We start from the raw sequence: 9,778 nt of genomic DNA, 5'->3' as shown, positions 1-9,778 counted from the left end.
GATCGTGATCGCGGAGGAGGGCGACGACACGGTGCGTCCGTTCGCCGACGATCTCATCGAGATCCCGTCGGCACCGACCCTGCTTCAGCCGCTGGTCTCGACGATCCCGCTGCAGATCTTCGCCGCCGAGGTGGCGCAGGCGCGCGGGTACGACGTGGACAAGCCGCGCAACCTGGCGAAGTCCGTCACCGTCGAGTAGGCCGAAAGCATAAGCGCCGCACACCTGCTGATTCCTCGCATAGGTCTCCGCAAGCGGAAACCTATGCGGCGCAACAGGAAGTGTGCGGCGCTTCGGCGTTCAGTGGCTGGTCATTTGACGATGACGGTCGCCTTCATCTGGGGGTGCAACGGGCAGATGTATTCGTAGGTGCCCGGTGCGGTGAACGTGTGGGTGTAGGGGCCCGACTTGAGGATGGGGCTGCTCAGCTCCATGCCGTTGTCGTTGAGCCCCTGAACGGCATGCGGGATGCCGCCGTCGTCGAACTCCCACGTGACGGCCTCGCCGGCCTCGATGGTGACGGTGGCCGGCTTGAAGGACATGTCCATCACCTCGACAACGGCCGCGGCCTCGGCGTCGGCGGCGGTGGTGGGCACGGCCGAGCCATCGACTGCGGTGGCCGGCGTGGTGGTGGACGCCGTATCGCCCGAATCTTCGCTGCTGCACGCCGAAAACGCAGTGACCAGAGCGATTCCGGCGATGATGAGACGGAAGCGTTTGTGCATTCCGCCGAGCGTAGTCTCGCGGCAATCCACGAGCACAGCTTGGCTGCCCACGAGGAGGACGGATGCGCGAGTTCCACACCGCGGACGAGGTGCGGGCCGCCGAAGCGGTGCTGTTCGAACAGGTCGCCGAGGGCGTGCCGATGCAGCGGGCCGCGTACGGACTTGCTGTTGTCTGCGCAGCCGAGTTGCGCGCGCGGACGGGCGGCGTCGTGGGCCGGCGGGTATGCCTGCTCGTGGGATCGGGAGACAACGGTGGGGACGCGCTGTGGGCGGGGTCGATGCTGCGGCGGCGAGGCGCGGCGGTCACCGCGCTCCTGTTGGCTCCGGAGAAGGCGCACGCGAAAGGCCTTGCCGCACTGCGTGCCTCGGGCGGTCGGGTGATGACAGATCTGTTCGGCGATGAGCATCGGGGCGCGCTCGCCGACGCGGACCTGGTGGTCGACGGCATTGTCGGCATCTCCGGCAGGGGACCGCTGCGCCCGGATGCAGCCCGGGTGGTCGCCGATATCGAGGCGCCGATCGTGGCCGCGGACCTGCCGAGCGGGGTCGACCCGGATACGGGTGACGTGTCCGGGCCTGCCGTGCGCGCCGACGTGACGGTGAGTTTCGGTGCGCTCAAGCCGGTGCATGCGTTGGCCGCGGAGCATTGCGGCCGGATCGAGTTCGTGCCGATCGGGCTGGCGCCGCCGCCTGCGGGCCTGCGGGCGCTGGAACCGGGCGAGGTCGGCGCGTTGTGGCCGGTGCCGGACGCGCGCGCCGACAAGTACAGCCAGGGCGTGGTGGGGGTGTGTGCGGGCAGCGCCAGATATCCGGGCGCTGGTGTGCTGTGCACCTCGGCGGCGGTGGCTGCCACCTCGGGAATGGTGCGCTACGCGGGGTCCGGCGCGGATCAGGTGCTGGCGCGCAGCCCGGAGGTGGTCGCCGCGCCCGCTGTCGCCGAGACCGGCCGGGTGCAGGCGTGGGTGTTCGGTCCGGGATCGGGAACCGACGATGCCGCGCTGGACACGCTGCGGCGCGTGCTCGCGAGCGACGTCCCGGTACTCATCGATGCGGACGGGCTGACGATGCTCGCGCAACACCCCGACCTGGTGCGCGGCCGCAGCGCGCCCACCGTGCTCACCCCGCACGCGGGCGAGTTCGAGCGGCTTACCGGCACAGCGCCGGGTCCGGACCGGGTTGGAGCGGTGCGCGAGTTCGCGAGCCGCTGGGGCGTGACCGCACTGCTCAAGGGACGCGCCACGCTGATCGCGGCACCGGACGGCCCGGTGCTGGTCAACGAGGCGGGCGGGTCGTGGGCGGCCACCGCGGGCGCGGGTGACGTGCTGTCCGGAATCATCGGCGCACTGCTCTCGACCGGGCTGGAACCAGCGCTTGCCGCGGCCGCCGGAACACGCGCGCACGCGCTCGCCGCGAATCTGGCTGCCTCGACAGCCGCGGGAAGCGCCGGTTTGGTTGTCGGGTCCGCCCCCGCGCCGATTTCCGCCGATGTCCTGCTCGCGCAGGTCAGGGCGGCAATCGCGGTGCTGCGAGCCCAGGCGACCGGCGAATGACGCCACTCCGGGGCGGTTGTTGACACCCGTCGGTGGCAGGATTCACTGCTGTGATGACTGATCCGATCGAACTCACCTCGGAGCCGGAGGCGGAGCACACCGCCGCGCCGCAGGCCGAGGCTGTAATCGATCTCGACGCCGTCGCCCACAATGTCCGGTTGCTGTGCGAGCACGCCGGAACCGCCGCGGTCATGGCGGTGGTGAAGGCCGACGCCTACAACCACGGTGCCGTCGCGGTCGCCCGCACCGCGCTCGCTGCCGGTGCCCGCGAACTCGGCGTCACCACGATCTCCGAGGCTGTCGAGCTGCGTGAGGCAGGTATCGAGGCACCGATCCTCACCTGGCTGAACACCTCGGACGCCGATTACGCCGCCGCCATCCGGTCCGATATCGAGATCGGCGTGTCCTCGGCAGCCCACCTGTGCGCGGTCGCGGATGCGGCGCGCTCGATCGGTGAGACCGCCACGGTGACGGTGAAGGTGGACACCGGGCTCAACCGCAACGGCGCCTCGGCGCACGAATACCCGCTGCTGATCAACGAGCTGGTGAAGCTCGAGGCGGAGGGCGTCGTGCGGTTGCGCGCGATCTTCTCCCACCTCGCGCATGCCGATCAGCCCGAGCACCCGATCATCGACGTGCAGCGCGACCGGTTCGTCGCCGCTATAGAGGTGGCAAAGCAGGCGGGGCTGACCCCCGAGCTGGTGCATCTGTCGAATTCGGCAGCGGCCCTGACGCGGCCGGATCTGGCCTTCGACATGGTCCGGCCGGGTATCGCGATCTACGGACTCTCGCCCATTCCGGAGCGCGGCTCGATGGGCCTGCGCCCCGCGATGACGCTGCGCGGCCGGGTCGCACTCGTGAAGGAAGTCGCCGCCGGCGAGGGCGTGTCCTACGGGCACGAATGGGTGGCCAAGCGAGACACCTACATCGCGCTGCTGCCGCTCGGGTACGCCGACGGCATCTCTCGCGCGCTCGGGGGCCGCTTCGACGTGCTTCTCGGTGGCGTGCGGCGGCCGTCGATCGGCCGGGTTTGCATGGATCAGGTCGTCGTCGATCTCGGTCCGCTGCCGCCGACCGTTCGCGAGGGCGATCACGCGATCTTCTTCGGCCCGGGCGACGCGGGCGAGCCGATTGCGCAGGACTGGGCGGACACGCTCGGCACAATCCACTACGAGGTGGTCACCGGCGTCCGCGGCCGCACCGCTCGCACCTACAGCCACGGACCGGATCTCGCGTGAAGGCGCGGCGGACGTCGCGCAAACGTCAACGTGGGCTACGAACCCTCGTCGCCGCCGCGGGTCGCCATGCGGTGACCCGGCCCGCCCAGCGCCGGCGTCTCGACGAGCACGCGAGCACGGTCTTCGACGTGATCGAGTACGACCGGTCCTCGACCGTCGCCGCCGAGGACGGCGTCGCGCTCTCGGTGCGTGAGCACGGTCGCCGCGACGCGCCGATCACCGTGTTGTTCGTGCACGGCTTCGCCAATCGGATGACCTCGTTCCATTTGCAGCGCACCCGCATTGGGTCGCCGGTGGGGCAACGACGTCCGGATGGTCTTCTTCGACCTGCGCGGCCACGGCCGCTCCGGCACCCCGGCCCGGTCCAGCTGCACAATTGATCAGCTCGGCCGCGATATCGCCGCCATCATCGAAACCACTGTTGGGCGTCGGCCGGTCGTCGTGATCGGCCACTCCATGGGTGGCATGGCGGTGCTCGCCGCCGCGCGTCAGCGTCCGGACCTGTTCGAATCGCAGGTGGTCGGCGTTGGTTTGATGTCCACCGCGGCAGAGGGCGTCGCCCGCGCCGGCGTAGCGCGACACCTGCGGCACCCGGCGATCGATCTGTTCAAGATCAGCGTGCACACCGCGCCCCGCGTCGTGCAGGGCGGCCGGACGCTCGCGCGCACGGTGTTGCGGCCGCTGCTGCACGCGGCGTCATTCCGCACCCAGGTCAGCCCGAGCGTGAGCCGGTTCGTGCACGACATGATCGACGAAACGTCGGTCGAGACGATCGTGAAGTTCCTCGGCACGCTCGAAGCGCACGACGAGTCGGCTGCGCTCGCGCAACTCGCCGAGATCCCGGTGCTCGTGCTCGCCGGTGACCGAGACCTGATCATTCCGTTCGAGAACGCAAAGGCCATCGCCGCGGCGTTGCCCGGCTGCGAACTCGTGCGGGTGCGCGGTGCGGGCCACATGGTGCACCTCGAGTTCCCCGACATCGTGAACGACGCCATCGACGACCTGGTGCGGCGGAGCATCGACGCTGCGGACCGCGGTGAGTCCGTTGGCTGAGCGGCGCCTCGAGACCGTGGCGGACACGGAGGAGTTCGGCCGGATGCTCGCGAGCGAGCTGCGCGGCGGTGATCTGGTTGTGCTCGACGGCCCGCTCGGTGCCGGCAAGACCGCGCTGACCAGGGGTATCGCCGCAGGGCTTGGCGTGCAGGGGAGGGTCAGCTCGCCAACCTTCATCATCGCCCGCGAGCACCGCGCAGGTACCCGAGCGGACGGGCCCTCGGTCGCGATGGTGCATGTGGATGCCTACCGGCTCGGCGGTGGCCCGGGCGCGCTCGACGAACTCGATGCGCTCGATCTCGACACCGACCTGCACGACGCGGTCGTCGTGGTGGAGTGGGGAAGTGGGCTGGTGGAGCATCTGTCCACCCGCCATCTCGAGGTGCGGTTGCGGCGAGAACACGATTCCGATGTGCGCACGGTCAACTGGGAGTGGGTAGGCCGCGACTGACACGGGCCGACCGCCGCCGATCCGCGACTGACCAGCAGGTATCGTTGAGCATCATGCTTGTCCTCGCCCTCGACACCGCCACGCCGGCCGTCACAGCAGGGATCGTGGAGCTGAGCCGGACGGCTGCCACGCCGTTGGCGACCCGGGTGACCGTCGACTCTCGTGCGCATGCCGAGGTTCTCACCCCGCAGATCCTCGGCTGCCTCGCCGAGATCGGCCGCAAGCCCGACGATCTCGACGCTGTCGTGGTCGGTTGTGGCCCCGGCCCGTTCACCGGCTTGCGCGTCGGTATGGCTACCGCGGCGGCGTTCGGCGATGCCATCGAGGTGCCGGTGTACGGGGTGTGCAGCCTCGACGCGATCGCCTACGACGTCGGCATGGACGACGAACTGCTCGTGGTCACCGACGCCCGCCGGCGCGAGGTCTACTGGGCTCGGTACGCCAATGGTGCGCGCATCGACGGTCCCGGCGTGTGCAAGCCAACCGATCTCGAGGTGGGCACCGCGAAGGTGATCGCCGGATCCGCGTCGCACGTGGACTATTTCGATCTGCCGGTGCAGCCGGTGGAGACGCCGTCGCCCATCGGTCTGGTGAATGCCGCCGCCGAGGCACTGCTGACCGGAGCTGAACCGGAAGCGCTTGTGCCGTTGTACCTTCGGCGACCTGACGCGGTGGAACGAGCGGCCGGAAGCGGAACGACCACCCTGCAACAATCCGCGCGATGACCGCCCGCGTCGAGGCACTCACCGATGCCGATATCGCACGATGTGTCGAACTCGAGCACGAACTGTTTGCCGGTGACGATCCGTGGACCGCGCCGGCGTTCCAATCGGAGCTGGCCGGCCTGCACACTCATTATTTCGCGGCACGCGACGAGGACGGAAAGCTGCTCGGCTACGCGGGAATTGCTTTGCTCGGCACCGCCGACGATCCGGAGTCGGAGGTGCACACGATCGCGGTTGATCCGGCGGAGCACCGCTCCGGCACGGGCACCGCGCTGCTGCTGGCGATGCTCGACGAGGCCGACCGGCACGGCGGCCCGGTGTTTCTCGAGGTCCGCACCGACAACGAGCCGGCGATCGAGCTGTACCGCAAGTACGGATTCGAAGTGCTCGGCGTGCGTAAGCGCTACTACCAGCCCAGTGGGGCCGACGCGTACACCATGTGTCGCCCCGCCGCGACGCTCGACGGGCACCCCGCGGCACACGCCGAAGAAGGGAACCTCGCGACATGATCGTGATGGGTATCGAAAGTTCCTGCGACGAAACCGGTGTCGGCATCGTGCGGTGGCATGACGACGGCACGTGCGAGTTGCTCGCGGATGAGGTTGCCTCGAGTGTTGATCAGCACGCCCGTTTCGGCGGAGTGGTGCCCGAGATCGCGTCCCGCGCTCATCTCGAGGCGATCCGGCCCACGATGCGCCGGGCTCTCGCTGCCGCGGGGATTCGCAAGCCGGACGCGCTGGCCGTCACGATCGGACCGGGGCTCGCGGGTGCATTGCTCGTCGGTGTCGCCGCGGCGAAGGCGTACGCGGCGGCCTGGGACGTGCCGTTCTACGCAGTGAATCACCTCGGCGGGCACGTCGCCGTCGACACGATCGAGCACGGCCCGATGCCGTCGTGCGTCGCACTGCTGGTCTCCGGCGGTCATACGCACCTGCTGCACGTCGACAAGCTGTCCCAGCCGATCACCGAATTGGGCAGCACCGTGGACGACGCGGCGGGCGAGGCCTTCGACAAGGTGGCCCGGCTGCTCGGTCTCGGTTTCCCCGGCGGTCCCGCGCTGGATGCGGCTGCGTCCGAAGGTGATCCGGCCGCGATTCCGTTCCCGCGCGGTATGACCAGCGCGCGCGATGCGCGACACGATTTCTCCTTCTCCGGCGTCAAGACGGCGGTGGCCCGCTATGTCGAGGCGTGCGAGCGGGACGGTCAGCCGGTGTCGATCCCGGATGTCGCCGCGAGTTTCCAGGAGTCCGTCGCCGATGTGCTGACCATGAAGGCGGTCCGGGCGGCCAAGGATGTCGGCGTTGACACGATCGTGCTCGGCGGTGGTGCGACCGCGAACTCGCGCATCCGGTCCATGGCTGAAGAGCGTTGTGCCGCAGCAGGTCTCACGCTGCGGGTACCGAAGCCACGGCTGTGCACCGATAACGGCGTAATGATCGCCGCGCTCGGTGCGCACATCGTGGCCGGCGGCGCACAGCCGTCGTCGCTGAGCGTCGGGTCGGACCCGGGTTTGCCGGTCGCGATCAGCCAGGTGGCCTGAGCCGCGATCCGTTAGTCAGCCGGCGGTGATAACTACCTTGTCCGCGGCGCCGGGAGTTGTCGCTGTGGCGATGCCTTCGGCCACGTCGTCGAAGCCGATGGTGGGCTCAGCCGCCGAACGAGCCGGTGCCGGGCAGCGTCGGCCGTTCCGGCGCGGGGGATGGCGAGTCGTCCGGTGACAGCGGCGATACCTGTGGTGGCGGGACGGGGTCGTTCTGCTGATCGTCGAGATCGAGCCACTCGGGGGTCTGCGGCCACGGAATCTGTCGCAGGTCGGGCGCCGGGTGCAGGGGCGGTGCGGTGGTGGAAGGTCGCGAGCCCAGCGCAGGCGGGTTCGTATTCGGCAGTGCCTGGGTGCGCGGCACGGGTACCGGACGGGGCGCGGCGGTGGTGACCTCCGTCGTGGGGATGCCGTCGGCGGGGTAACCGTAGGGCGATTCCTCCGGAGTCGGCTCGGAGTACTCGTAGGTCGGCAGCGGCGGCGCGGGCACACTCGTGGTCGGCGAGGCGTTCACGAGGGCGCCCTGGTCGGTGCGGTCGAGAGTGGCTGCGGGCGAGACATTTTCGTCGCCGTCGGAAACGTTGAGCGACTGTACGCCGTAGCCGACGATAAGCCCGATTACCACGACGGCGCCGACCATTGCACCCGCGACGCGGGCGAAGGTGCCGGTCGGCTTGTCGGCCGACATGCGAACCATGGGATAGACGATCGGCTGCGCGGAGTCGGCGACCAGTGCGGCGCCCTTCGCGAGCACCGTCTCGGGGTCGGCGGGCCGCAGGACCGGGATGGTGGAAGCGGAGGACAGGCCCTTTGCGAGGACCTGGACGTGCGCACCGCCGCCGATGAGGACCAGGCCGTCGGGCTTGCGAGGCGAGGAGTCGAGGGTCCGCGTCGTGAAGGACACGGCAGCGGTCACGAACGGGGCGACGAGGTGGTCGAACTCGGCGCGGGACACGCGGCGATGCCTTCCCGGCGCGTACTCGATGGTGGTCGTCTCGTGACTCGACAGGTGTTCCTTGGCGGTGCGGACTCGGGAGATCGCCTCGGTGCGGTTGGGCCTGGCGCCAGGTGGTGTGCGATGCGAGGTGACGTTGCGATAGAGCGCGTCATCGATCGCGTTTCCGCTTACTTCCGTGCTGCGCTGGGACGCGAGGACGGTCCCGTCGGCCTGGTCGACGATTGTGATGGTGAGGCCGGTGGCGCCGAGATCGGCGATGGCCACGGTCTCGAACTGCGCAACCTCGCCGGTGTAATGCAGGTACGCGAGTGCGGCGGCGGCCTCGGGGACCAGTTGCAGGTCGCGGCGCCGGGGGCCGACGGCCGAGCGAATCGAGCGGGTCTGCTCCTTGCTGCGGTACGCGACTGCGATTCCGGAGGGCTCAACCGTGCTGCTGCGTCGCTCCTCAGGCTCCGCGCCAGTGGATGCCCGGACCTGAGTGGTCATCAACTCGATAGCCGAGGAGACCAGTTCGCCGAGATCGAGGTTCGCCTCGTCGGCAGTGATCGTGCGGTACTCGAAGGCCTGACCGCCGTCCGGTGACGTGGTGAGCAGCGCCGAGCAGACAACCTCGCTGCCGGCGGACACGCCCAACGACGTCCGCATCTCGTACACCTCCCGCCCCTCGGTGATACCGCTCGGTGGACCGGTGCTATCGCCGGTTTCGAGGATACCTCGTAATCCGTTATCTGAACGTTACCTAATACCGCTGGCTAAGGAAACCGGTTTCGGCTTCAGGGCGCATTTCACGACACATGACTGACAATGAAATGGCAGGTTGCGGCGCAAAGCGAGGGAAATATGAGTCTTTTGCTTGAACCGGCCGAGTCGGCGCGCAAAACGGGCAAACGGCGGGGTAAAGCCGAACGGACCCGCATATCGCGATCGACCCTGTCGGTGCGCTCATCGGTCGATCGTCCAGATCCGGTGGGACTGCTCGAATCACAGGCCTACACCCGGGTCCCGGAGCTGGTCCCGATCAGATACGGGCGAATGGCGCAGTCGCAGTTCGCCTTTTTCCGGGGCGCCGCACTTGTGATGGCCGATGATCTGGCGCGATCCCCGTCCACCGGTCTGCACGTGCAACTGTGCGGCGATGCGCACATGAGCAACTTCGGGGTGTACGCGACGCCGGAGCGCAAACTGACCTTCGATGTCAACGATTTCGACGAGACCTACCCCGGCCCGTTCGAATGGGATGTGAAGCGTCTCGCGGCGAGCCTCGTAATCGGCGCGCTCGACCGCGGGTTCGGGATAGAGGTCGGCGCAGCGTTCGCGCGCGAGGCGGCCGCCGCCTATCACCGCACGATGGTCGAATCGGCCGCGCTGGGCAATCTCGATGTCTGGTACGCCCATATCGATGTCGAGTCGGATCTGCGTGCGCTCGACATCCCCCTCGATGCCGCGTTGCGGAAGCGGTTGGACACCGCGGTTCGCAAGGCGCGCGGGCGATCCAGCGAGCAGGTGCTCGGCAAGCTGACCGTGGTGGAAAACGGCGAGC

11 protein-coding genes and 1 pseudogene are annotated in these 9,778 nt (G+C 68.9%); 10 read left to right on the top strand and 2 right to left on the bottom strand.

The features are described 5' to 3' along the window. Positions 1 to 199: pseudogene (locus A8G08_RS13905) on the top strand (glutamine--fructose-6-phosphate transaminase (isomerizing)); the annotation flags it as partial. A gap of 110 nt (positions 200 to 309) precedes the next feature. Here the strand turns inward: A8G08_RS13905 and A8G08_RS13900 are convergent. Next, the gene (locus A8G08_RS13900) at positions 310 to 723 is read right to left on the bottom strand and encodes a cupredoxin domain-containing protein (protein ID WP_068274893.1); all 414 of its coding nucleotides are present in this window, start codon (positions 721 to 723) and stop codon (positions 310 to 312) included. Positions 724 to 785: 62 nt separating this feature from the next. Here A8G08_RS13900 and A8G08_RS13895 point away from each other — a divergent pair, with 62 nt between their 5' ends. The 8 genes from A8G08_RS13895 to tsaD are packed head-to-tail and all read left to right on the top strand — an operon-like array spanning position 786 to position 7,280. After that, positions 786 to 2,273, top strand: a complete 1,488-nt coding sequence (locus A8G08_RS13895) for a bifunctional ADP-dependent NAD(P)H-hydrate dehydratase/NAD(P)H-hydrate epimerase (protein ID WP_068274886.1) — start codon at positions 786 to 788, stop codon at positions 2,271 to 2,273. 53 nt (positions 2,274 to 2,326) lie between these two features. Then, positions 2,327 to 3,511 carry an alanine racemase gene (alr, locus tag A8G08_RS13890; RefSeq protein ID WP_068274883.1) on the top strand — a complete coding sequence of 395 codons (1,185 nt, stop codon included), beginning with the start codon at positions 2,327 to 2,329 and terminating at the stop codon, positions 3,509 to 3,511. After that, positions 3,508 to 3,891 (top strand): hypothetical protein, encoded by a 384-nt coding sequence (locus tag A8G08_RS28025; protein ID WP_245672824.1) that lies wholly within the window; start codon positions 3,508 to 3,510, stop codon positions 3,889 to 3,891. The genes alr and A8G08_RS28025 overlap by 4 nt, the downstream gene beginning before the upstream one ends. After that, entirely contained in the window at positions 3,824 to 4,564 is a 741-nt protein-coding gene (locus A8G08_RS13885; RefSeq protein WP_245672823.1) for an alpha/beta fold hydrolase, read from the top strand. The genes A8G08_RS28025 and A8G08_RS13885 overlap by 68 nt, the downstream gene beginning before the upstream one ends. Beyond that, on the top strand, positions 4,557 to 5,015 hold the full coding sequence (gene tsaE / locus A8G08_RS13880) for a tRNA (adenosine(37)-N6)-threonylcarbamoyltransferase complex ATPase subunit type 1 TsaE (protein ID WP_068274891.1): 459 nt from the start codon (positions 4,557 to 4,559) through the stop codon (positions 5,013 to 5,015). Before A8G08_RS13885 ends, tsaE begins: the two co-directional genes overlap by 8 nt. Positions 5,016 to 5,068: 53 nt before the next feature. After that, positions 5,069 to 5,740, top strand: a complete 672-nt coding sequence (gene tsaB, locus A8G08_RS13875; protein WP_068274880.1) for a tRNA (adenosine(37)-N6)-threonylcarbamoyltransferase complex dimerization subunit type 1 TsaB — start codon at positions 5,069 to 5,071, stop codon at positions 5,738 to 5,740. Beyond that, positions 5,737 to 6,249: a ribosomal protein S18-alanine N-acetyltransferase gene (rimI, locus tag A8G08_RS13870; protein ID WP_068274877.1), complete on the top strand. Its 513-nt coding sequence runs from the start codon at positions 5,737 to 5,739 to the stop codon at positions 6,247 to 6,249. Before tsaB ends, rimI begins: the two co-directional genes overlap by 4 nt. After that, positions 6,246 to 7,280 carry a tRNA (adenosine(37)-N6)-threonylcarbamoyltransferase complex transferase subunit TsaD gene (tsaD, locus tag A8G08_RS13865; protein WP_068274874.1) on the top strand — a complete coding sequence of 345 codons (1,035 nt, stop codon included), beginning with the start codon at positions 6,246 to 6,248 and terminating at the stop codon, positions 7,278 to 7,280. The genes rimI and tsaD overlap by 4 nt, the downstream gene beginning before the upstream one ends. A gap of 106 nt (positions 7,281 to 7,386) precedes the next feature. Here tsaD and A8G08_RS13860 read toward each other — a convergent pair whose 3' ends face one another. Next, a complete protein-coding gene (locus A8G08_RS13860) occupies positions 7,387 to 8,883 on the bottom strand; it encodes a DUF7159 family protein (RefSeq protein ID WP_068274888.1) in 1,497 nt (498 codons plus the stop codon). A gap of 291 nt (positions 8,884 to 9,174) precedes the next feature. Between A8G08_RS13860 and A8G08_RS13855 the strand changes: the two genes are divergently transcribed. Then, positions 9,175 to 9,778: DUF2252 family protein (locus tag A8G08_RS13855; RefSeq protein WP_245672822.1), on the top strand; the 604-nt coding region annotated here is incomplete at its 3' end.

This window comes from Aldersonia kunmingensis (genome assembly GCF_001646865.1).
Classification (GTDB): domain Bacteria; phylum Actinomycetota; class Actinomycetes; order Mycobacteriales; family Mycobacteriaceae; genus Aldersonia; species Aldersonia kunmingensis.
Note: the sequence above shows the minus strand (reverse complement) of the source record. Positions and strands in the feature narration are given on the sequence as shown.

What these genes read in the sequence shown, in the direction of transcription:
- A8G08_RS13900 (WP_068274893.1), bottom strand. Translation starts at nt 723, where the DNA reads ATGCACAAACGCTTCCGTCTCATCATCGCCGGAATCGCTCTGGTCACT.
- A8G08_RS13895 (WP_068274886.1), top strand. Translation starts at nt 786, where the DNA reads ATGCGCGAGTTCCACACCGCGGACGAGGTGCGGGCCGCCGAAGCGGTG.
- alr (WP_068274883.1), top strand. Translation starts at nt 2,327, where the DNA reads ATGACTGATCCGATCGAACTCACCTCGGAGCCGGAGGCGGAGCACACC.
- A8G08_RS13885 (WP_245672823.1), top strand. Translation starts at nt 3,824, where the DNA reads ATGGTCTTCTTCGACCTGCGCGGCCACGGCCGCTCCGGCACCCCGGCC.
- tsaB (WP_068274880.1), top strand. Translation starts at nt 5,069, where the DNA reads ATGCTTGTCCTCGCCCTCGACACCGCCACGCCGGCCGTCACAGCAGGG.
- rimI (WP_068274877.1), top strand. Translation starts at nt 5,737, where the DNA reads ATGACCGCCCGCGTCGAGGCACTCACCGATGCCGATATCGCACGATGT.
- tsaD (WP_068274874.1), top strand. Translation starts at nt 6,246, where the DNA reads ATGATCGTGATGGGTATCGAAAGTTCCTGCGACGAAACCGGTGTCGGC.
- A8G08_RS13860 (WP_068274888.1), bottom strand. Translation starts at nt 8,883, where the DNA reads ATGCGGACGTCGTTGGGCGTGTCCGCCGGCAGCGAGGTTGTCTGCTCG.